The following is a 24,026-nucleotide window of genomic DNA, read 5'->3' as shown; positions in this document are numbered from 1 at the left end:
TAGATTATGAAGAGAATTGTTAATTCAAAAAAGTTCATAGGAATCTTACTCATGACCTTATTTTTAGCTTCCTGTGCTGATGATCTTCTTGATGAAAAGCCAAGAAGTGTTTACGAACCCGGCTTTTTTCAAACTGAAGAAGGAGTATATGGCGGATTGACCGCAATGTATGCGCACCTGCGTTATATTTACGGCCAAGCCTATTTCTATAATACTACTTTAACAGGAACAGATGAGGCAACCTATGCTCAGAGTGCCGACCAGAACTTCAAGGTAATGGATGTTTCCGGAGAAGGTAAAATTACCGCACAAGATAGCCGGGCAGATGTGTTATGGGGAGCAGCTTTTCCCAATATCAATACTGCAAGTGGTATCATAGAAAATGCCTCTGAAGTTGGAATTGAAGATGCCTTAATAGCTGAGGCTCGTTTTTTTAGAGCTTTTGATTATTTCATGCTAGTACAAACATTTGGAGGAGTTCCTTTAGACTTAGGAGCAGGAGAACTTAAATTCAATACAAATCCTGTACGAACTTCTGTGAGAAATACTGTACCTGAGGTTTATACGAGAGGAGTATTTCCCGATTTGGTAACCGCCGTAGCAGATCTGCCGGATAGCCCCAGAGTTACAGGAGGTGCAACCAAAACCTTAGCACGCCTCTATTTAGCAAAAGCTTATTTAACCTATGCTTGGTGGCTGGAAAATCCCAACAACATTCCAACCTATCCTGAAACCTCTCGAACCGATCCAGATGGACATGATGCTCAGTGGTATTTCCAGCAAGCTTACGATGTTGCTACAACTGCTATTGCTAATCCCGGTCCTTTTGGTTTACAGGATACTTTCTATGATCTTCAGGTAGCTTCAAACGATCGAAATAACGAACAACTACTATATGCTGATCATACCGAAACCAGCGAATATTATAATGTATCAAGCTTAACTTATTCCAACGGTGGCGCTCCTGATAATTTTGCAGTTTGGATGATGACGTGGAACTATACTGTTATTAGAAGCGGTTTAACACCGAATTTCAGTGAAACAGTAAGTTCTGTTCAAAGAGAAGCCGATCAAAAATTAGGACGACCATGGACACGTATGGCACCGCCAATTGGAGTGATCGAAAATACCTTTGATGAAAAGGTTCAGGATTCAAGATTCGACGGTACCTTTACAAGTGTTTACCGTGGAAACTGGAAAAAAGGAGGAGTTGAAGCAGATGTTTTATATAATGCCAATAACCTGCCTGTAAATTCCGGAGATCCAATTTTAACTTTCTTGGGAGAAACTCCAGCAACTGCAGTTAACTATCCATCTGATGCCGGAAAAAGTAATATCGGTGCCGGAGAATTACCTGGAAGATCCGATTTTGTTATCGCTCCACGTGGTATTAGCAGAGTAGTTTATCCCGGATTATGGAAACTTGGTGTATATAGAACTAATGATGGCGACGGACTAGGGCAACCTAATGCTGCCAGCACAAGACCTTTTGTTATTGCTAAATTCTCTGAACTCTATTTTATTGCTGCGGAAGCCGCTGTAAAAGGAGCGAACCCTACCAATGGAACTGCAAGAGATCTAATTAATGTAATACGTGCGCGTGCCGGAAAATGGACTTGGGACAATAGCGGGAATATAGCTAGAACTGAAGATTTTAGTGCCGATATGACTGCCGAAACCCCAGCTGTAATAGATATAAATTATATTCTGGCAGAACGTTCCCGAGAATATTTTGGGGAAGGTTACAGATGGTATGATCTTATACGCACTCAGAAATGGGAAGAAATAGCAGGAACTTATGAAATTGCTGGTTCTGCCTATGGCGATCACACACCGCAAACCATAACTCGTGAGATTGAGCCATACTTGTATTTAAGACCAATACCCCAGTCTCAATTGGATGCCCTGGAAGGTGAAACTGCTTCATATCAAAATCCTGGATATAACTAGGAAGATGAAGTTCGAACAAGTATTCCCAGTTAGCTTTCAATTGCTTAGTGCCAGCTAACATATCCTTTAATCAAATTAAAAAGCCACAGTATTATTACTGTGGCTTTTTATCTTAACAAAGATCAATCAGCCTCCAGTTTTATTAAGGGTAAATAAGATATATCTATATTCTTCTTTTTAATACTAATTAAAAGGGTGTAAACAGATTTTAACAAAAATAATAACTGATAGTCTGGGTAAGGATTCAAATTGTTATCTTTGCAACCTCTTAAAATTCGGGAAAACGAACTGAGTTGAATTGAGCCTCAATACTTTACTTAATGAAGAAGAATAAAAAAGAAGTTACTATTTACGATCTGGCAAAAGAGCTGAATTATTCGCCTTCAACAATTTCCCGTGCTCTTAATAATCATAAGAGCATCAGTAAAAAAACCACAAAAGAGATCCAAAAAGTAGCTAAGAAAATGGGGTACCGCCCCAATACGATTGCTGCCAGTCTTAGAAGCAATAAAACCAAGACCATTGGTATAATGATTGCCAGAATCAATCGTCCATTCATTTCTTCCTTAATAAGCGGTGCAGAAAACACAGCACGAAAAGCTGGCTACAATATTTTAATTAGTCAATCTAATGACAAGTATGAAAATGAGGTAAGTAATGCGAAAGCACTTTATGATAGTAGAATTGGTGGCCTAATAGTTTCATTAGCTATGGAAACTAAAAATTTGGATCATTTCAAGCTATTTATCGATCAGAATATACCAATTGTTTTTGTAGATCGTGTACCGCTGGAGTTTAACTCTTATCGGGTAATAATCGATAATTATTCGGCAGGTTTTAGAGCAACACAACATCTTATAGATCAAGGCTGTAAAAGAATTGCTCATTTTGCGGGAGCTCAACATTTGAATATTTACAATTTACGTAAGAAGGGATATTTAGATGCTTTAAAAGAGAACGGACTTGAGGTTGATGAGGAACTAATAATGGATCTGGAGACCATGAGTTTTGAAGAGGGAAAAGAAGCGACAGATCAACTTCTGAATATGGACAATCCACCGGATGGAATTTTTTCTTCAAATGATACAGCCGCAGTGAGTGCTATCTTATGTGCAAAGGAAAAAGGAATAAAAATACCTGAAGAACTTGCCATTATCGGATTTAACGATGATCCTATTTCATCAATTGTAGAACCTGCTTTATCAACCATTTCTCACCCTGCAATGAAAATGGGAGAAATATCAGCTCAGAAGATCTTAGAACATTCCGTTAAAAAACTAGACTCTAATATATCGGAAATCACCATGTTAGATACAGAAGTAATTGTACGTAATTCCAGCAATAGACAGAAATAATTCTTCTCCTATAGATCAAAAAGCTTAGGCAACCACAGGCTCAAGCTCGGGAATAGGATCACTAAAATAAGAGCAGCCAGCATAGCAACATAAAAAGGCAGTAAGGGTTTTATAACTTTTTGAATACTCGTATTTGCCACTCCAACTCCAATAAATAAGACCGCTCCCACCGGCGGAGTGCATAAACCTATACATAAATTAAGCACCATAATCACTCCGAAATGCACAGGATCAATTCCAAGTGCGGTAACTACCGGAAGGAATATTGGCGTAAAGATGAGAACCGCAGGAGTCATATCCATAAAGATTCCGATAAACAAAAGAATCAGATTAATTAAAATCATGACAATTATGGGATTATCGCTAATTGCTAATAATGCGGTGGTTATTTCCTGGGGTATGTTTTCGTAAGACATGATCCAAGACATGGCAATAGACATTGCTATTAAAAGCATGACCAAAGAAATGGTTCTGGCCGATTCGATCAACACCTCTTTAAGACCATTTAAGGTCATTTCCTTGTATAAAAAGGCAAGAATTAAACAATAGACTACTGCTACCGAAGAAGCTTCTGTAGCAGTAAATATACCACCCACAATTCCGCCGATTATAATAAATAGAAGAAACAAACTGGGTAAAGCAGCTATGAAAGATCTATATACCTGAGAAAATGAACTTCTTTTTGCCGCTGGAAAATTTTTCCTTTTCGCCCAAATAAAAGCTATTAGCATTAATAATACTCCGGTAAGAATACCGGGAATATATCCGGCAAGGAATAAAGCTCCAATACTTACCCCACCACTGGCCAAGGAATAGATAATAAAAATATTACTGGGCGGAATTAATAATCCTGTGGTTGCAGAGGTAACGTTTACGGCTACTCCAAATTCTTTGGTATACCCCTCCTTTTCCATTCTTTCCGACATAAAGCTGCCTATGGCAGCTGCAGCAGCACCAGCTGAGCCTGCTATAGCACCAAACAACATAGCAGCAACAATATTCACGTGAGCTAATCCGCCGGGTAAAGAACCTACCAGAGATTTTGCAAATTCAATTAAACGTTTCGCAATGCCCCCTCTATTCATAATGTGTCCGGCCATTATAAAAAACGGAATAGCCAATAAGGAAAAGCTATCCAAGCCGGTGACAACTCTTTGAGAGATCGTGGTAAAAGCCGCAATAGATTGTATGCTCAATAAAATGGTAAGTAGGGAGGAAATCCCAATACTCCACGCCACAGGTACTCTGATACCTACTAAAATAATGAAGCTGAGTATGAGGACAAAAATTTCCATTATTCTATTAATTTTAATTTGCGGTTAGCATGAATGGCATCGAATATTTTATAGTAGATGACGATTACTCCAGCAATGGGCATTACCAAATAAACATATCCCATTGGTAAAAATAAGGCCGCCGAAGCTTGTCCCAGTTTGAAGGAAATATATACATACCTGCTTCCGCCAATTAAAAAAACAACAAACACAAATACGCTGATTATTATTGCACAGAGAATTTCTAATTTTAATTTGGTTCTTATTGAAAGGGATTGTGGAAGAAGATCGATAGCAATATGTTCGTTCTTACCGGAGATATAAGCTGCTCCTAAAATGCTTACCCAAATCAGCATAAATCGCGCAAGTTCATCAGTCCAGGAACTTTGATTTGCAAAAATATACCTACTAACCACGCCCCATAGCACGCTTAAAAGCATAATAGATAGAAGAAAAACTACCATCCATTCCAGGAGCTGATTCAATTTTTCCTTTATCATTTAATTTCTCTGATTTGTTTTACCAAATTATAAATAGCTGTATCATTCTCCTTAAGTTCTGAAATAATTTCTATGCTTTGCTCTTTAAATAGATTCTTATTGGGATACGTGATTTTTACCCCAGCCTTAGATATTTCAGCTAAAGCTTCTTTTTCGGCTTCTTCCCATAATTCTCGCTGTTTTACAGTAGCTTCCTTTGCGCTATCATCAATCCATTTCTTTTCTTCTGCAGTCAATTTTTTATAAACTGAAGAACTTATCACTAAAATATCCGGAATGGAGGTATGCTCATCTACAGAAAAAAATTTACAGATTTCATAATGTTTTGAAGAGTAGAAACTTGGAAGATTATTTTCGGCGCCATCTACAACCCCTTGCTGCAAGGAAGTGTAAAGTTCTCCCCATGAGACAGGTGTTGCGGCTCCCCCAAAACTTTTTATCAGGCTTATGGCGGTAGGACTTTGCATCACTCTTATTTTCATTCCCTTTAAATCTTCAGGAGATTTAATTTCTTTATCCTTTGTATAAAACGACCTACTTCCGGCATCAAAATAAGTAAGTCCTCTCAACCAGTACTTCTCTCCATCTAAGAGCAATTCTTCCCCCAGTTTACTATCAAAAACATGATAGCGATGGGTTTTATCTTTAAACAGGTATGGATATCCAAATACCTTAAGTTTTGGTGAAAAATTTTCCATCACCGCCGAAGAAACTTTGGTCATATCCAAACTGCCAATTTGAAGGAGTTCCAGACATTGTCTTTCTGACCCTAATTGACTGCTCGGATAAATTTCAATGAGTAGTTTTCCTCCTGATTTTTCTTTAACTCTATCTGCAAAATACTCCATAGCAACATGTACCGGATGAGTAACTCCCAGACTATGCGCTAATTTCAATGATTTTACTGGTTCTTCTTTATAGCAAGAAGAAACCATAACTAGTAGAAATAAATATATCAGTGCTTTTTTCATCTACTTCGGAGTTCTCTAATAACATCCATCACTTCAGAAACCTTTTGCTCTAGAGCTCCAAAATCACTGTTTTTTACTAATTCCTTAGTAATGAGAGCAGATCCCATCCCAACACAAGTAACCCCAGCTTCAAACCAATCTTTTAAATTCTCTTTTTCTAATGTAACTCCTCCACTAGGCATTATAGAGGTCCAGGGTTGAGGTGCTAATACCGCTTTAACGAATTCCGGCCCATAGAGTGCTGCAGGAAATAGTTTGACAATTTCACACCCCCATTCTTCTGCTGTACAAATCTCTGTTAAACTACCACATCCCGGGAGGTATAAAATTTTCCTTCTGTTACAAACAAGCGCTATATCTTTTCTGAAGACCGGACTCACCACAAATTGAGCTCCCATAGATAAATAGAATGAAGCCGAAGCAGCATCTGTTACAGATCCTACTCCTAATACCATTTCAGGGCAATTAACTCTAGAATATTTTATTACTTCTGCAAAAACCTCATGAGCGAATTCACCACGATTTGTGAATTCAAAAAGTCGGGCTCCTCCTTTATAACAGGCCGTCATTACATTTATAACAGTAGCCGGGTCTTCATGATAGAATAAGGGAACTAAACCTGTTTCCTTAAATATTAAAGCTATTTCGGGTCTTGAATATATTTTCATAATTTCTTTTATCTGCTAATTCGTCCGGAAATATCTCCTTCCATTAATTTAACCACCTCTTCTTTTGAAACTCTGTTGATATCGCCATATATAGAATGTTTTATACAGGAAGCAGCTGTTGCAAAATCTAAGGCTTGTTGATCTTCGTAATGCTGAAGCCCATACAATAAAGCTCCCATAAAACTATCTCCGGTTCCTACTCTATCTACAATTGGAAAAATATCATATTCTGTTGAATTTAATATCGTTTTTCCATTATACAAATTGGCTGACCATTTATGATGTGAAGCATTCATCTCAATGCGATTGGTAATTGCAATTTTTTCCAGTTTTGGAAACTTTTGGGTGAGTTCTTCAAAAAGTTCAAGGTTAGATGAATTCTGGGTTTGAATACCAAAAAACTGCTTGCAGGCATATCCGCCTGCTAACAGGACATTACTTTTTGAAACCAAGTTCGTCATTATCTCTTCAGGAATCACATCATATTGCCATAAGTTCCCTCTGTAATTTAAATCTGCAGATATGGATATTCCCATTTTTTCGGCAGTTTCCACGGCTTCTAAACATACCTCAGCTGCTGCTTTTGAAATGGCCGGAGTGATGCCAGACCAATGAAATTGATTGCAATTCTTTAAAATATCTTCCCAATCAAACCATTCACTCTTCACTTCAGCAAAAGAAGAATTAGCACGATCGTATATTACCTTGCTTCCTCTATTTACCGCTCCTTTTTCCAAAAAATAAAGACCCAAACGCTTGCCTCTAAAAACGATATTATCTGTCCCTACCTTACTTATTTTCAACTCTGCAAGCGATGCATTTCCAAAATCAGTATGAGGTACTACACTTACAAAATCAACCGACATTCCAAAGTTAGAAGCACTAATAGCTACATTAGCCTCGCTCCCCCCGTAAACAACATTGAAAGTGTGTGCCTGGGAAAACCTGAGATGATCCTCACAAGATAACCGCATTAATATCTCCCCAAATGTGACTAATTTTCGCTTCATTTAAATCTTATTTCTGGCTAACAGCCTCTGGGAAATTAAAATATTCCTTTGCATTATAATAGCATATATCCTGAATAATTTTTCCAATCCACTCTATATCTTCCGGCAATTCTTTCTTCTGAATATCATTTCCGAATAAATTACAAAGAATTCTTCTAAAATATTCGTGCCTCGGCATAGAAAGCAAACTTCGACTATCGGTAAGCATCCCCACAAAACAACTTATCAAGCCCATATTTGAGATGGTATTAAGGTGTTTCTCTATTCCGTCTTTCTGATCTAAAAACCACCATGCCGCACCATGCTGCACCTTCCCTTTTTGAGTATTTCCCATAAAATTTCCGGCCATAGTTGCCATCACTTCATTATCAGCCGGGTTTAGATTATACAGAATAGTTTTTGGTAAGGAATTTTCACTGTTTAATGAGTCTAAAAACTTTGCGAGAGGTTTCGCCTGTTCAAAATCTCCGATGCTATCAACACCGGCATTTAATCCTATTTTTTTCAACATACGAGTATTGGTATCCCTTAATGGTCCTAGATGCAATTGCATTGTCCAGTTTTTTGAGGCATACAGCTTACCCAAATGGAATAATAAACCTGACTTATAAACCTTAATTTGTATATCGTCTAACTTTTCATTCCTTAGTTTTTTCTTGAAAATGATATCTAAGCTTTCCGGTGTAAAATTTTCTGAAAAAGCACGATCCAGTCCATGATCAGATAATCTGCATCCATGCGCATGGAAATATTCAATTCTGCTTTCAATCGCCTTTAGCAACGAACTGAAATCGTCTATTTCAATACTTGTCTTTTCTGAAATTATCTTTAGATAGCTATTAAAATTGTCTTCCTCAATTCCTAATAAGCTATCTGGTCTAAAGGTGGGAAGGATCTTAACTTCAAAATTATCATCAGCAATTTGCTTGTGGTAATTTAGATCATCGGCCGGATCGTCGGTAGTGCACACCACTTCGACGTTCATTTTCTTCAATAAATTTCTTGCAGAAAATGCCGGCGTAGCAATGAGATCGTTGCACTGATTGTATATTTTTATGGCATTCGACTCATTTAGCGTTGTTGTTATTCCAAAATACCTCTGAAGTTCTAAATGCGTCCAATGATATAGTGGATTTCTTAAGGTATACGGAATGGTTGCAGCCCATTTTTCAAATTTTTCCTTAGCGGTGCTGGTGCCCGTAATGTACTTTTCCTGAATTCCCAAGGTTCGCATTGCCCTCCATTTATAGTGATCACCTTCTATCCAAAGTTCACTAAGGTTTGAAAACTTTCTATCATTTGCAATTTCCTCAACTGAAAGGTGACAGTGATAATCAATTATGGGTAAGGATTTCGCGTAATCATGATAAAGCTTTTGGGCATATTCTGTTTCCAACAGGAAATTATCGTCTATAAAGTTTTTCATTTTTTAATGTAATGCTAAGTAATAAGGTTTGTGGGCTTAATTTAAAATGAAGCTAGCATCTTTTAATTGTGGAACACCTAGTTCCACACTGCGTTTCCCTGGGCTGGACCCTCCAATATAAACTTTGAACTCCCCTTTTTCAAGTACTCTTTCCCCTTTATTATTAACGAGTTCCATCATGCTTGAGATGATCTCAAATTCTACACTCTTTGAAGATCCAGCTTCAAGTTCTACATTCTTTATTCCAACAAGTTGATATTTAGGAGCATCTACTGAAGTTTTTACATCTGAGATATATAGTTGTACTACTTCTTCCGCTTTAGATGAACCCGTATTCTTTAGATTGATCTTTGCCTTCAAAGATTTTCCTTTTTTAATCTTATTAGCCGAAAGTGCAATATCAGAATATTCAAAATCAGCATAGCTTAAACCATATCCAAAAGGATACATAGGAGCAACCTCCATATATTTATAGGTTCTGCCCTTCATACTATAATCTTCATATGGCGGAAGGTCCTCCAGAGATTTTGGAAAAGTAATAGGTAATCTTCCTGAAGGCGAAACCTTTCCAAAAACAATGTCGGCAACTGCATTTCCTCCTTCTTCCCCCGGATACCACACTAAAAGCACCGCATCTGCAAGTTCATGTACTTCTTCCAGATTCATTGGGCTTCCTCCGGTAATTACTGCCACTAATGGTTTATCTCCCGCCGCTGCTTTTAATTTTCTAAGATATTCTAGTTGATTTTCTGGTAGATTATAATCCAATCTATCCCCAAAAGTTGTAGATGCAATAGATTCTCCCTCCTCTCCTTCTAAAACTCCGGAAATCCCTAAAACAACAATAGTTGCATCGCTATTTCCCGCATTGGGAGAAGCCCAGTCCTGCGGATTGGCATTGGGTCGATCTAATAAAGTTCCCTGACGATACTGTAACTGACTCTGAGGCTCGATTCCTCCTGCAATACCTTCTAAGATGGTTACCAAATTAGAATTCACACCATGATAATTCCCTAGTAGAATTTCTATACTCGATGCATTTGGTCCCGTAATAAAATACTTAGAAAGGTTATTCTTTAAAGGCAAAACCCCATTATTCTTCAGCAGAACAATAGATTTTTGTGCAGTTTTTCTTGCCAATGCTCTATGCTTTGCGGTATTTAAATTCTCGGCGGAAAGCTTAGCATATGGATTTTGATCATCTGAATCAAAAAGTCCCAATTTGAATTTGGTTCTTAAAAGTACCGCCAATTGCTCATCGATTTCCTTTTCAGTTACGAGCCCATCATCTACTGCTTTAACCAAAGCAGAATAAGTATTCCCACAATTTAAATTCACACCGCTTTTAATTCCAAGAGCCGCGGCTTCTTCTGCCGTTGCAACCACTTTATGCCCTTCATAAAAATCTACAAGCGCCCAGCAATCACTTACTATATGCCCTTGAAAGTTCCATTTTTCTCGTAAAACATCTTTTATAAGATATTTGTTTGCACAGCAGGGCTCTCCGTTCGTACTATTATAGGCACACATAATTGTTTCAACATTAGCATCTACCAAAGCTTTAAAAGCAGGCAAATACGTTTCCCACAAATCTTTTTGCGAAGCCTCAGCATTAAATTCATGTCTTAGTTTCTCCGGGCCACTATGTACTGCATAGTGCTTGGCAGCTGCTGCTGTTTTTAAATATTTTGAATCATCTCCCTGCAAACCTCTTACAAAGGCAGCACCCAGTTGTGAGGTCAAATAAGGGTCTTCACCGTAGGTTTCCTGGCCTCGCCCCCATCGCGGATCTCTAAATATGTTGATATTAGGAGTCCAGAAAGTCAACCCACTATATTGTTTTCTATACCCATTTTTTACGGCAGTATTGTGCATGGCTCTGGCTTCATCGGAAATTACTGAAGCAACCTCATAGATCAGGTTTTCATCAAAAGTTGCTCCCATACCAATTGCTTGAGGAAAAACAGTGGCCACTCCAGAGCGACCTATGCCGTGTAACGCCTCATTCCACCAATTATATTCAGGTATCTCCAATCTTTCTATAGCCGGACTATTGTGCATCATCTGCAGCGCTTTTTCCTCTAGGCTAAGGCGACCTATTAAATCGATTATTCTATCATCCATATTTAACTTCATATCATTAAATGGATACTCATTCTTGCCTACGTCTTGAGCATTCAAAAAGTTAAAGGGAGCTATAAGAAATAACACTAAAATAGACCTTATTGCATGGATTTTCATAATATTTTATTTATATGATTGAGATATCGAAAAAAATCTATATCATTTTTCATGATTACACTAACAAATAAAGACTAAAATTAAATTAAACGCAACCGATTGCGCGTAAAATTTTGTTTAACTGGTTTTTTTGTCTAATTTCCCGTTCGCAATCGTTTGTAATAAACCCCGCTAAACTTATAAATGAACTTATGAGCTTAAAAAACATATTTCTTACTCTACTTATTGGATGTTTCCCTTTCATAATGTTTTCCGGCAACGGATACGATCTGTGGTTACGTTACGATAAAATAACTGATGTGCATCTTAAACAATCCTATTTAAATAATTTAAGTTCTGTATATAAATTTGGAGCCTCTCCTAGTCTGGATGTTGCTACAAAAGAGTTAGTAACAGGCTTTCATGGTTTTTTTGAAGCGCAAATAAGTAAAGCTGCTAAGATTGAGAAGAATGCTATTGTGTTAGGAACTAAAGAGAATTTACCACAGGAACTGCTATCAATTTTAAACTCCGATTTCGAAAAAATTAATGAGGAAGGCTATATTTTGAAGAAGGTTACTTACCAAGGGAAAAAGATTACAATTATAACTGCAAAGACCGATGTTGGGATAGTGTACGGCACATTCCGACTTTTAAAGGAAATTCAACTTCATCACGAGATTTCAGCACTCGATATTCAAGATTCTCCAAAGATTCAAAAAAGAGTACTCAACCATTGGGACAACCTGGACCGAACTGTGGAGCGTGGTTATGCCGGATTTTCGATATGGGATTGGCATCATTTACCCGATTTAATAAAAACTGAATACATCGATTATGCAAGGGCAAATGCCTCCATCGGTATAAATGGGACTGTACTTACAAACGTAAATGCCAATGCCTTGGTTTTAACAGAACAATATATTACAAAGGTGAAAGCGCTGGCTGATGTTTTTCGGCCATTCGGAATTCAAGTATATCTAACAGCTAGATTTTCTGCCCCTATGGAAATAGGTGGATTAAAAACCGCAGATCCTTTAGCCCCTGAAGTAAGAGCTTGGTGGAGTAAAAAAACAAATGAAATTTATGCTGAGATCCCCGATTTTGGAGGATTTGTTGTCAAAGCAAATTCAGAGGGACAACCCGGCCCAAGAAATTATGATAGAAGTCATGTAGATGGGGCAAATATGCTGGCAGATGCTTTAGCTCCACATAAGGGGATAGTGATGTGGCGTGCATTTGTATATTCTGAAGAGAATCCAGATGATCGTGCCAAGCAGGCCTATTCAGAATTTGTTCCTGTTGATGGCGATTTCAGAGAGAATGTTCTATTACAAGTAAAAAACGGAGCGATCGATTTTCAGCCAAGAGAACCCTTTCATCCTCTTTTTGGAGCAATGCCCGACACTAATATCATGATGGAATTCCAAATTACTCAAGAATATCTAGGGTTCAGTTCACATTTAGTTTTTCTTCCTAAAATGTGGGAAGAAGTTCTAAATGAAGACACCTTTACTCATGGTGAAAATGCAACAGTAGCCAAAGTTATAGACGGTTCCCTATCAAATAGGAAACTTACAGGAATGGCAGGGGTTGCAAATATTGGAACTGAAAAAAATTGGACTGGACACCCTTTTGGCCAGGCTAATTGGTATGGTTTCGGGCGACTCGCATGGGATCCTTATTTAGATTCAAAAACCATAACCAAAGATTGGTTACAAATGACTTTTACTAATGATGATGGATTTGTAACGCCAATGGCCGAGCTGATGATTGATTCCCGAGAAGCTGTTGTAAATTATATGACTCCCTTAGGGCTTCACCATATCATGGATGCAGGTCATCATTATGGGCCAGGCCCATGGATAAAAGATATGCCACGAGCAGATTGGACTTCAGTATATTACCATAAAGCCGATTCTCTCGGGATTGGATTTGACAGAACCGTTTCAGGAAGTGATGCCTTATCTCAATACGCACTTCAAATTCAGAAAAAATATGATTCTCCAGAAACAATCCCTCAAAAATACTTGCTTTGGTTCCATCATCTTCCATGGAATTACAAAATGGAAAACGGACAAAACCTCTGGATCAATTTAGCCTCAAAATATCAGGAAGGTGTAGAGGAAGTAGAAAAAATGAACACCACCTGGAGTAAAATGAAACCATTTGTGGATAATGAAAGGTTCAATAAAGTAGCGTCCCTTTTAAAAATTCAACTTAAAGAAGCGAAATGGTGGCGAGATGCTTGCTTGCTTTATTTTCAGCAATTCTCTAAAATGGAACTACCACAATTCATTCCAACCCCTGAACACAATTTAGAATATTACCAATCCCTCAAGTCGCCTTATGCCCCGGGAATAAAGCCGTCTTGGAATTAATTAATACTATGAAAAAAAATAAAACAGCAATAGTTACAGGAGGAAATGCCGGCCTAGGTTATGCCACTGCAAAAAAATTCTGTGATCAAGGTATTACAACTTATGTAATTGGACGTAATAAAGATAAAACAATCAAAGCCTGCCAAGAGTTAGGAGAGAATGCCAAACCATTTATTCTGGACTTAGATGATCTAGACAAAATACCGGATGCAATTTCGCAAATTGTAAAACAAACTGGCTCTATAGATATCTTGGTTAACAATGCCGGAATCAACATGAAAAAAGATTTTTTGGAAGTAACCTCAGAAGAGTTCCAGGCTATCATGCACACCAATGTAACCAGTGTGTTTGTAATGAGTCGCGAGGTTGCGAAAGTAATGAAGGAGAATGGTGAAGGGAGTATAATTAACATAAGCTCTATGGCTGCCCAGTATGGCATTCCTAAGGTAATAGCATATTCGGCGAGTAAAACTGCTATAGAGGGAATGACAAGAGCTATGGCAGTAGATCTAGCCGGTTATGGGATACGGGTTAATTGTGTAGCTCCCGGATTTATTAAAACAAATATGTCGAGTAAAGCACTAGATAGCGATCCAGAACGTAAGAATAAGGTTTTATCAAGAACCCCTATGGCGAAATTAGGTGACCCTGCCGATGTGGCCAACGCGGTTTACTATTATGCTTCAACTGACTCTAAATTCACAACCGGAACCATATTACCAATTGATGGCGGAAATTCAATAGGATTTTAAGATGAGCTATAAAATGAAACAAACCATGCGCTGGTATGGACCGAATGATATTCTCTCTTTAGAAGATCTAAAACAAGCCGGAATTACAGGTATTGTAACTGCTTTACATGAAATTCCGGTAGGAGAAGTATGGCCTGAAGCCGCTATTCTTGAAAGAAAACAACTCATAGAAAATACAGGCTTAGAATGGAGTGTTATAGAAAGTCTGCCGGTTCATGATGACATTAAGAAAAAGTCTGGCAACTACAAGCGCTTTATACAAAATTATAAGACAAGTCTTGAAAATGTTGCCAAATGCGGAATTAAGGTAGTAGCATATAACTTTATGCCCATATTAGATTGGGTAAGAACAGATCATTATTATAAAAATGAGCAGGGAGCCTATGTTTTGAAGTACGATCCTGTAGAATTTGCATTTTTCGATATATTTTTATTAAAGCGAAAAGCTGCAGAAGATGATTATACCGAACAAGTAATAAAAGAAGCTACAGAACTGGGTAAGGTACTTTCTGAAGAAGAAAAAGATGCACTATTTAGAAGGATCTTACTGGGATTACCGGGCAGCACTGTAAATTTTACTGCTGAAATTATCTTAGAACTATTAGAAAGCTATTCACATATAAACGATGAAAAACTGAGAGAAAATCTTATTTATTTTCTTTCTGAAGTTGCTCCGGTAGCCCAAGAAAATGGAGTAAAGTTAGCTATTCATCCAGACGACCCACCCTATTCTGTTCTGGGGCTACCAAGAGTGGTAAGCACAGCGTCAGACATCGCTCATATTTTAAGGAAAGTAAATATTGAAGCTAATGGAATTTGTTACTGTACCGGTTCGTTGGGTGCAAATCCTAAAAATGATCTTCTAAAGATATTTGAAGATTCCAAAGATCGAATTCACTTCCTTCATCTTAGAAATGTAAAAAAAGAAGAATCTGGTGTCTTTATGGAATCTGATCATTTAAATGGCGATGTTCCTATGGTAGAAGTAGTTTCAAAAATCCTTCAGTTCATGAATGATAAAAGCATAAGTCTTCCCATGCGGCCTGATCATGGCTACCTTCACACCGGAGAAGAGCACAAAAACTATTACCCCGGTTACTCCCTTATAGGCCGTTTAAAAGGCTTGGCCGAATTAAGAGGTCTAGAAGAAGGTTTATTGACTTCTGTACCACAATAAAAATTCACTAAACTAATTGTAATATGAAAAATCTTCACTTTAAACACAGTCTGCCCCTAGTTTTAATTTGTTTGTCCTTACTCACAGGATGTAAATCAAAATCAGAAAAAGAGGATACATTGTCTTCCGAAGAGAAAAATGTAGCTGTAAATAAGGAAAAAGGATTGAAAGATTACTACGCTAACTTTTTTTCGATGGGCGTAGCTGTTTCCCCTAGATCTCTGGAAGGACCGTCTGCCACCCTAATTTTAAAAGAGTATAATAGTGTTACCCCGGAAAACGTAATGAAAATGGGACCTATCCACCCTGAAAAAGACAGGTTCTACTGGGAAGATGCCGATAAAATTGTTGATTTTGCCCAGGCTAACAAAATTAAAATGAGAGGTCATGCTTTGGTTTGGCATCAACAAACAGGCGATTGGATATTTAAAGATGAAAACGGAAAAAAAGTAACAAAGGAGGAACTTTTAAAAAGAATGAAAACTCATATAGACTCGGTAGTTTCTCGTTATAAAGGAAAAATCTACGCTTGGGATGTAGTAAATGAAGCCATAGATGATAATCCGAATGAGTTCTTGAGAAACTCAGATTGGTATGAAATAGCAGGAGAAGATTTTTTGATAAAAGCATTTGAATATGCTCATGAAGCAGATCCCAACGCCAAACTTTTCTATAATGACTACAATGCAATTATTCCTGAAAAAAGAGATAGAATTTACAAACTACTTAAAAACCTGATCCATAAAGGAGTGCCTGTAGATGGTGTCGGAATTCAAGGGCATTGGTCGATATTCAGTCCTTCAGAAGAGGAGCTTCGTAAAGCTTTAGATATGTATTCATCATTGGGAATTGAGGTTCAAATTACAGAGTTAGATGTTTCCATCTACCCATGGGAAAAAGAACGACGTGCTTTGAAATCCGGAGAATCATCTGAGTTCACTGAAGAACTTCAACAGCAACAACTTGAAAAATATGATATGTTCTTCAAAGTGTTTAGAGATTATAAAGATGTATTAACCGGCGTGACTTTCTGGAATGTTTCTGATAAATATTCTTGGCTGGATACTTATCCTGTAGAAGGCAGAAAGAATTACCCCTTACTCTTTGATGAAGATCTAAAACCTAAAAAAGCCTACTGGAAAGTGGTAGATTTTGATGAGCAGAACAATTAGAAACATGCAATTTCCTGAACTGAAAAAGTTTGTAATAATGAAAACAAAAAAAAATAACAGCTTCAGAATTTGGGCAGGTATACTGATTGGAATTTATTTCCAAACTTCAGTTACAGCTCAAAATTCCTATATCTCCACTTCTCCTAATACTGAATATTTCCCTTTGGTCACACAATCGGCTGTCGCTACTATTTACATGGATAGTACAGATTTTAGCGGAGTTCTAAAAACGGCTGGAAACTTCAGAAAAGATATTGAAAGAGTTAGCGATCAAACTCCTTCCATTATTTTGAATTCTGAAGTAAATTCAACTTCCCCAATAATTATAGGAACCTTGGGGAAGAGTAAAATAATTCAGGATCTTGTAGAGAGAAATAAATTAGAAGTAAATGAGATTGAGGGGAAATGGGAGACTTTTTCTATTCAGATAGTAAAAAACCCTTATCCTAATGTAGCACAAGCATTAATAATTGTTGGAAGCGATAAACGGGGCACCATATTCGGGATGTACGATGTCTCTGCTGAAATTGGTGTTTCTCCGTGGTATTGGTGGGCCGATGTGCCTGTATCTAAGAATAAAGAACTTTACGTTACACCGGGAAAACATTCTAAGGGCACCCCAAAAGTGAAATACCGTGGAATTTTCATTAATGATGAAGCGCCGGCGCTTTCAGGATGGAGTTCAGAGAAATTTGGCGGATTTAATCATAAATTTTACGAACATGTTTTTGAATTAATTTTAAGACTGAAAGGCAACTACTTATGGCCAGCCATGTGGGGAAGTGCTTTTTATGATGATGATCCAAAAAACCCGTTTCTGGCTAACGAATATGGGGTAGTAATTGGGACTTCACACCACGAACCTTTAATGAGAGCGCATGATGAATGGCGAAGATTTGGGAATGGTGACTGGAATTATAATACCAACCCCGAAAACCTGAGAAAATTCTGGAAAGAAGGAATGAAGCGCATGGGTAACAATGAAAGCATTGTTACCGTTGGAATGCGTGGCGATGGCGATGAGCCTATGAGTGAAGGTACCGCTATTAGTCTTTTAGAAAATATAGTAAAAGATCAAAGAGAGATTATTGCGGAAGTAACAGGAAAACCAACTGAGGAAACCCCTCAGGTATGGGCTTTATATAAAGAAGTGCAGGATTATTACGATCAGGGAATGCGTGTTCCCGAGGATGTTACCCTTTTACTAGCGGATGATAACTGGGGAAATATTAGGAAATTACCAAATCCAAAAGAAAAACCAAGAGCAGGTGGCTACGGAATTTATTATCATTTTGATTATGTAGGAGGTCCCAGGAATTACAAATGGGTTAACACTACGCAAATTTCAAGGGTTTGGGAACAAATGAACCTTGCATATAATTATGATGCTAAGCGCTTATGGATCGTAAACGTAGGTGATATAAAACCTATGGAATTTCCAATTTCATTTTTTCTCGATTATGCGTGGAATCCCGAAGCAATTTCAGAATTGAATCTGGAAACTTATGCTATCAATTGGGCGAAACAACAGTTCGGAGAAGCCCATGCAACAGAAATTGCAGATTTGCTTCTTAGCTATACCAAATATAATAGTCGAAGAAAACCCGAACTACTTAGTCCTGAGACCTATAGTCTTACCAATTATAATGAAGCGGAAAAAATACTTACCGACTATAAGGACTTAGTAGCAAAAGCCGAAAAATTAAACGAACAATTGGCAGAAGATTATAAAGACGCCTTTTATCAGTTGGTTCTATTCCCTATTCAGGCCTCTGCAAACCTTAACGAGCTATATATTACTGCAGGGAGAAATAAGTTATATGCTAAACAAGGTCGCGCAGCAACAAATGAAACTGCTGAGAAAGTAAAAGAATTATTTCAAAGAGACTCGATCTTAACAGACTATTATCATCACGAATTGGCAGACGGTAAATGGAACCACATGATGTCCCAAACGCATATTGGATACACTTACTGGCAACAGCCAGAGCATAATAATATGCCGAAGGTTGAAAAAGTTATTCTTCCAGAAAAACCAGAAATGGGTGTGGCGGTAGAAGGTTCTACTCAAAGCTGGCCAAATGATTCAGTTGCTGCCAGCCTTCCTGTATTTGATCCTTATAATGATCAGAAGTATTATATAGAAATTTTCAATAAAGGCAAAAGTTCGTTCAATTATACTATAAAAAACAAAACAGCCTGGTTGAAAATTTCAGAAGAAAAAGGGAATATTGAAGATCAGGAAAAAATATGGCTACAAGTTGATTGGATGAAAGCTCCCAAGGGTTTAAAGGAAGTTCCTGTAATTATAAAAGGAGGGAATTCTACCGTTGCGGTCACTGTTAAAATCAATAATTTTAAAACAGATTCTATAAGAGGTTTTGTAGAAAGTAACGGCTATATTTCTATGGAAGCAGTTAATTATTCCAGGAATCTACAGGATAATAATCAAGGTTGGAAGAAAATCCCAAATTTGGGAAGGACTGCATCTGCCATGGCACCCTTACCCTCTTTGCCAATTAAACGAAAACCTGCTAAAACTAATGACTATTTAGTGTATGATTTTTTTACTACCAGTTCAGGAGAAATGAAAATTGATTTCTATTTATCACCAACTTTAGACTATCAAAATGAAGGCGGAATTGAATTTGCATATTCCATAGATAATAGTGACCCAAAAATTTTAAATTTAGTTAATGATTCTTCTGATAGCTGGGATACTGCTGTAAGCAATAATCTAAAAATTGTTAATTCTGAGTTCAAAATATCATCTTCTGGCAATCACAGTCTTAAAATATGGCCTATCGATTCAGGGGTAGTACTTCAAAAAATTGTTATTAAGAGTTCTGCAATAAAACCTTCGTATTTAGGTCCGCCTGAAAGTTATAAGGTAAAAGTTCGAGATTAATGTAATGTAAAGAAGGCTTAAGAATCAGAATCTTAAGCCTTCTTTTTTTTGTATAAATTACTTAAGTTGAAATTTTCAACTCCTTGTCTATTCCTGACTCAAGGCCATTACAGCTTTTGCATTTATGAATTCATGCATCCCAAATCCACCGTGTTCTTTACCAAAACCTGAGTTTTTAACTCCCCCAAATGGCATATTTGGCTGTGCGAGTCCGAAGGAATTTATAAATACCATTCCGGTATCAAAATACTTACTGGCCAATTCAAAAGCCTTTTTTTCATCTTGAGAAAAGATTCCACCACCAAGTCCAAACTGGCTATCATTAGCAATGCGCAAGGCATCTTGGTTATCTTTCGCCTTTATTAAAGAAGCTACAGGGCCAAATAGCTCATCATCATACGCAGGTTGTCCGGGACTTACGTTTCCTAATACTGTTGCCGGGTAATAATAACCTTTACCTTGAGGTAATTCCCCTCCACATAAGATCTCTGCTCCTTTTTTCACACTCTCTTCAACCTGTTCATGTAATTTCTCTCGCAAGTCTTTTCTGGCCATAGGCCCAATATCACTATCTTCTTTTGTTGGATCTCCATGCTTTATTTCTTTCATGGCTTCTACAAATCCGCTTTTAAACTTATCGTATACCTTTTCTGTAACTACGAAACGTTTTGCGGCGACACAGGTTTCCCCATTATTGTACACTCTCCCCTGCACACAAGTTTTTACGGCAAGTTCTACATCAGCATCATCCATAACAATGTAGGCGTCGTTAGAACCCAATTCTAAGACCGCTTTTTTCAATTCTTCTCCGGCTTTCTTTCCAACAATTTTTCCCGCTGCCGAGCTTCCTGTTAAGGTGACCCCTCTTACCAATTTACTTTCGATAATAGCGTTTGATTGGTCATGATCAATTCTAAGAACCGTAAATAAATTTTCAGGCAAACCAGCTTTTCTAAAGATTTCCTCCAAAAGCAGGGCCGAACCAGTTACATTTTCTGCATGTTTTAAAAGAATACCATTTCCGGCCATTAAGTTGGCAATGGCATAGCGTATTACCTGATAAGTAGGGAAATTCCAAGGTTGGATTCCGTAGATAACCCCCATAGGAGCATAGGTTATTACGCCCTTTCCACCATTGGGTAAAGTGCGCTTCTCATCTTTCAATTCATTAGGTCCATTTTCTGCGGTCCAGTTACAAATAGCAGCACAAAGCTCCACCTCCTGGATTCCCTGAGAAACTAATTTCCCCATTTCCTGAGTCATTAGTTCTGAAAGCTCCTTTTTATAGGAATCTAGCTGCTTCCCGATTGCTTTTATAATTTGTCCACGTTCTTCATGCGATTTTAAACGCCAATCTAAAAAAGCTTCATGACATTTCCTTACGGCCTGTTCTGCTTCTTCATTCGTCATTATAGGATAGCTCTTTATAGGCTCACCGGTTGCTGGATTAATTGTTTCTAATTCTTTTTTCTTTTCTGACATAATTCAATTTTTTACTTCAAAATAATTGACTGTTTCGGTTAAAAACAGCTTTTTTCGAAAGTATTACATTTCATGCAAGACAGCTCCCAATCTGGCGTTAAACCTATGGTAATGAAATTATAAAAGGATAATTTAAGTAGTAAAATGAAGACTTCTTTTATCTTATGTCGAGTATTATTTAAAATCCCACGCAACCTTTTAAGAATTTAAGGTCATAATTATATAAGATCTAAAACATGAAAAAAATCACACTTTTAATACTCGTTTCCTTAATAATCTCCTGCACTAAAGAAACAGAGGATGTAAATATGGAAAACTATGAAGGAAGATGGGAACTTGTAAAGATGACTGGAAGTGCCAGTTATACCGAAACCACAGGTGATAATATGGAGTGGCAAGAATACTATTTTTTTAATAATGACCAGACTTTTTCTAAAACAAGAATGCGGGGAGATAGTGTTACAACTGCCACAGGAACGTATGTCTTTTCAGAGGAACATGAATTTATGTCAAATGAAAATAACGAAGTTATTGCTGAATTGGTATATGACACAATAAACCCATTAATTGGAACATGTTATAACACCCGACTAATGGAACTTCTTTATATCTCTAATGGAAAAATGATAAGCACATGGCATCAATGCGATGGTCCTGGATTAGAGTATGAAAAGTAATGCGTTAAAATAATTATAGCTATTTTGGAAATCACTTTAAAAGACCTCAATAATTTAAAAATTAGAATGAATCAATATCGAACCTTTAATTACTTTAGAATAACCAAACTTTATTAAAATAATAAGTTTGTAAAACCTGTGTCAAAAAACCGCTGTAATTGAATCTAAAAAAGCTTATTTCTCTTTGTAAGAAACAGGATCGTAAGGCTCAGGAAGAAGTATACCGCACTTTTTCAGGAAAGTTCTTTATTCTGTGTTTGAAATATGCCAGTAGTTATGAGCAGGCAAAGGATTGTCTTCAGGATGGGTTCATAAAAATCTTTCAGAACATACATCAATTTAAAGGCTCTGGGTCTTTTGAGGGCTGGATGACCCGAATTATAATAAATACCGCACTAAAAGAATATCATAATAAACCCACATTTTTGAGAATTGAAGAAGCTTATACTGCTATTCCCGAAGTAGAATTTGAGGAAGAAGATATGAGTTTGGAGTTTTTAATTCAAATTATTCAAGAGTTACCAGATCGGTACCGATTAGTGTTCAATTTGTATACAATGGATGGATATACACATCAGGAAATTTCAGAAATGCTGAACATTTCTATAGGAACCTCTAAATCTAACCTTTCTCGCGCACGGCTTAAATTAAAGGAAAAAATTGAGTGCTGTGAGAAAAACAAAATGGAGAAAAGGTTATGAAGAAAACAAAAAATATAGACGACCTGTTCAGGGATAAATTCAGAGATGCTGAAACCCAACCACCCAGTGAGGTCTGGGAAAATATTTCGCAGAATTTACCCCAGAAAGAACGAGAAAGAAGATTACTTCCATTTTGGTTTAAATTGGCCGGAACTGCAGCTGCCTTATTATTGCTTTTTACTCTTTATAAGAATAAACAGAATAATGTCAAGGGTTCTGACTTCTATGTGATATCTTCTGAAAATAAACCTATACCAAATGCTCCTCATTTTACTTCAGCTCAATTCAGCAAGATCATGCTGGAAACAGAAAATTTTTTAATTTCTGCCATCAAACAGACTGAGATCGATCAATTAAAAAAGGATTTCCAAGAAGCTTATAGCAAGAACATCCCTTCAACTGAAATTAAAACTAAGAGAACATCAGGTTATTCTATTCAAAAAAATAATCCTATCACGACTATTTCAGAACAAGTGATTTCTGATAGTATTTCTCCGGCTAAAAATAGTAATGAGAACCGCTTAAATTCTAACAACATAGAGTCACCTGCTTTAGCAGCAACTATAGAAAAGGAACATGTTAAGAAAAAAAATGAAAAAGATCTATTAGCAGAAATTACCAATAATCAATTGAACGAAGATGAGGACGAGGAACAAAGCCCTTCCCTGAGTAAGCGATTCAGCATTGCCCCTACTGCAGCTGCTGTGTATTTTGACAATATCGGAAAAGGCAATTCTATAGATAAGAGTTTTGCCGATAACAACGGAAGTGGCGATATATCTATGGCCTATGGTGTAAATCTGGCCTATCAAATTTCAGAAAAAATAAAGATCCGTTCGGGTTTAAGCAAGGTCAATTTAAGTTATACCACACAGAATATCAGTTATGCTTCCGCCTTAAATTCCGAAGTAATTGAGGGTAGTATGCTTAGTTTTACGGGTCCTAGTGAAAATGGCGTATCTATTAATGGGAGTCTTAACCAGAACCTCAGCTTTTTGGAAGTGCCGGCCGAGCTTGAATATAATGTTCTAGATTCTAAATTTGGTATCAATCTAATTGGAGGAGTTAGTACTTTATTTTTAAATGAAAATTCGGTCTCCCTAAATTCTGCTAATTACACCACAAATTTGGGTGAAGCCAGCAACCTTAATAAAATTAGTTTTACCGGGAATCTTGGAGTAGGATTAAACTATAAGATTTCTCCACTATTTCAGTTCAATTTTGAGCCTATTTTTAAATATCAACTTAATACTTTTAGTAACACTTCAAATTTCAAACCCTATTATTTTGGAATCTATTCTGGTGTAAGCTTTAAGTTTTAAAAAAATAAATATTTAAGTTTTACGCAACCTTTTAGTTTTTCAAGCTCATATAAGTAAAATATATATTCACCCTAAAAAAT

Annotated in this window: 18 protein-coding genes; 10 read left to right on the top strand and 8 right to left on the bottom strand. The window is 37.1% G+C overall.

Annotation, left to right across the window (positions count from 1 at the left end):
- The first annotated feature begins 6 nt into the window (after positions 1–6).
- Both L1I30_RS05435 and L1I30_RS05430 read left to right on the top strand, forming a co-directional pair.
- Complete coding sequence (locus L1I30_RS05435; RefSeq protein WP_236133250.1) at positions 7–1,950, top strand: RagB/SusD family nutrient uptake outer membrane protein; 1,944 nt, start codon at positions 7–9, stop codon at positions 1,948–1,950.
- 320 nt (positions 1,951–2,270) lie between these two features.
- Positions 2,271–3,305, top strand: coding sequence for a LacI family DNA-binding transcriptional regulator (locus L1I30_RS05430; protein WP_236133249.1), 1,035 nt, complete (start codon positions 2,271–2,273; stop codon positions 3,303–3,305).
- A gap of 8 nt (positions 3,306–3,313) precedes the next feature.
- On the opposite strand, the gene L1I30_RS05425 is transcribed toward L1I30_RS05430, so the two are convergent.
- The 7 genes from L1I30_RS05425 to L1I30_RS05395 are packed head-to-tail and all read right to left on the bottom strand — an operon-like array spanning position 3,314 to position 11,395.
- The gene (locus tag L1I30_RS05425) at positions 3,314–4,600 is read right to left on the bottom strand and encodes a TRAP transporter large permease (RefSeq protein WP_236133248.1); all 1,287 of its coding nucleotides are present in this window, start codon (positions 4,598–4,600) and stop codon (positions 3,314–3,316) included.
- Entirely contained in the window at positions 4,600–5,079 is a 480-nt protein-coding gene (locus L1I30_RS05420) for a TRAP transporter small permease (RefSeq protein ID WP_236133247.1), read from the bottom strand. The genes L1I30_RS05425 and L1I30_RS05420 overlap by 1 nt, the downstream gene beginning before the upstream one ends.
- Positions 5,076–6,050 (bottom strand): TRAP transporter substrate-binding protein, encoded by a 975-nt coding sequence (locus L1I30_RS05415; RefSeq protein WP_236133246.1) that lies wholly within the window; start codon positions 6,048–6,050, stop codon positions 5,076–5,078. The genes L1I30_RS05420 and L1I30_RS05415 overlap by 4 nt, the downstream gene beginning before the upstream one ends.
- Complete coding sequence (locus L1I30_RS05410; protein WP_236133245.1) at positions 6,047–6,718, bottom strand: bifunctional 4-hydroxy-2-oxoglutarate aldolase/2-dehydro-3-deoxy-phosphogluconate aldolase; 672 nt, start codon at positions 6,716–6,718, stop codon at positions 6,047–6,049. Before L1I30_RS05410 ends, L1I30_RS05415 begins: the two co-directional genes overlap by 4 nt.
- Positions 6,719–6,726: 8 nt before the next feature.
- Positions 6,727–7,728: a sugar kinase gene (locus L1I30_RS05405; RefSeq protein ID WP_236133244.1), complete on the bottom strand. Its 1,002-nt coding sequence runs from the start codon at positions 7,726–7,728 to the stop codon at positions 6,727–6,729.
- A gap of 7 nt (positions 7,729–7,735) precedes the next feature.
- Positions 7,736–9,154 carry a glucuronate isomerase gene (uxaC, locus tag L1I30_RS05400; RefSeq protein ID WP_236133243.1) on the bottom strand — a complete coding sequence of 473 codons (1,419 nt, stop codon included), beginning with the start codon at positions 9,152–9,154 and terminating at the stop codon, positions 7,736–7,738.
- Positions 9,155–9,190: 36 nt separating this feature from the next.
- Complete coding sequence (locus L1I30_RS05395) at positions 9,191–11,395, bottom strand: glycoside hydrolase family 3 N-terminal domain-containing protein (protein ID WP_236133242.1); 2,205 nt, start codon at positions 11,393–11,395, stop codon at positions 9,191–9,193.
- A 191-nt stretch (positions 11,396–11,586) separates the two neighbouring features.
- Between L1I30_RS05395 and L1I30_RS05390 the strand changes: the two genes are divergently transcribed.
- The 5 genes from L1I30_RS05390 to L1I30_RS05370 are packed head-to-tail and all read left to right on the top strand — an operon-like array spanning position 11,587 to position 19,764.
- Positions 11,587–13,755, top strand: coding sequence for an alpha-glucuronidase family glycosyl hydrolase (locus tag L1I30_RS05390; protein ID WP_236133241.1), 2,169 nt, complete (start codon positions 11,587–11,589; stop codon positions 13,753–13,755).
- 8 nt (positions 13,756–13,763) lie between these two features.
- Positions 13,764–14,507 (top strand): SDR family NAD(P)-dependent oxidoreductase, encoded by a 744-nt coding sequence (locus L1I30_RS05385; protein ID WP_236133240.1) that lies wholly within the window; start codon positions 13,764–13,766, stop codon positions 14,505–14,507.
- A 1-nt stretch (position 14,508) separates the two neighbouring features.
- Positions 14,509–15,684, top strand: a complete 1,176-nt coding sequence (gene uxuA, locus L1I30_RS05380) for a mannonate dehydratase (RefSeq protein WP_236133239.1) — start codon at positions 14,509–14,511, stop codon at positions 15,682–15,684.
- Positions 15,685–15,707: 23 nt separating this feature from the next.
- Positions 15,708–16,856: an endo-1,4-beta-xylanase gene (locus L1I30_RS05375; protein ID WP_236133238.1), complete on the top strand. Its 1,149-nt coding sequence runs from the start codon at positions 15,708–15,710 to the stop codon at positions 16,854–16,856.
- Positions 16,857–16,893: 37 nt separating this feature from the next.
- Positions 16,894–19,764: a glycosyl hydrolase 115 family protein gene (locus L1I30_RS05370; protein WP_236133237.1), complete on the top strand. Its 2,871-nt coding sequence runs from the start codon at positions 16,894–16,896 to the stop codon at positions 19,762–19,764.
- Positions 19,765–19,851: 87 nt separating this feature from the next.
- Here L1I30_RS05370 and L1I30_RS05365 read toward each other — a convergent pair whose 3' ends face one another.
- Complete coding sequence (locus L1I30_RS05365) at positions 19,852–21,246, bottom strand: NAD-dependent succinate-semialdehyde dehydrogenase (protein ID WP_236133236.1); 1,395 nt, start codon at positions 21,244–21,246, stop codon at positions 19,852–19,854.
- Positions 21,247–21,554: 308 nt separating this feature from the next.
- Here L1I30_RS05365 and L1I30_RS05360 point away from each other — a divergent pair, with 308 nt between their 5' ends.
- The 3 genes from L1I30_RS05360 to L1I30_RS05350 all read left to right on the top strand — a co-directional run bounded on the left by L1I30_RS05360 (position 21,555) and on the right by L1I30_RS05350 (position 23,946).
- Positions 21,555–21,923 (top strand): hypothetical protein, encoded by a 369-nt coding sequence (locus L1I30_RS05360; protein WP_236133235.1) that lies wholly within the window; start codon positions 21,555–21,557, stop codon positions 21,921–21,923.
- 158 nt (positions 21,924–22,081) lie between these two features.
- The gene (locus L1I30_RS05355; protein WP_236133234.1) at positions 22,082–22,624 is read left to right on the top strand and encodes an RNA polymerase sigma factor; all 543 of its coding nucleotides are present in this window, start codon (positions 22,082–22,084) and stop codon (positions 22,622–22,624) included.
- Positions 22,621–23,946, top strand: a complete 1,326-nt coding sequence (locus L1I30_RS05350; RefSeq protein WP_236133233.1) for a hypothetical protein — start codon at positions 22,621–22,623, stop codon at positions 23,944–23,946. Before L1I30_RS05355 ends, L1I30_RS05350 begins: the two co-directional genes overlap by 4 nt.
- Positions 23,947–24,026: the final 80 nt, after the last annotated feature.

The sequence above is a fragment of the Gillisia lutea genome (assembly GCF_021568705.1).
GTDB lineage: Bacteria > Bacteroidota > Bacteroidia > Flavobacteriales > Flavobacteriaceae > Gillisia > Gillisia lutea.
This window is presented reverse-complemented; position numbering and strand designations above follow the sequence as displayed.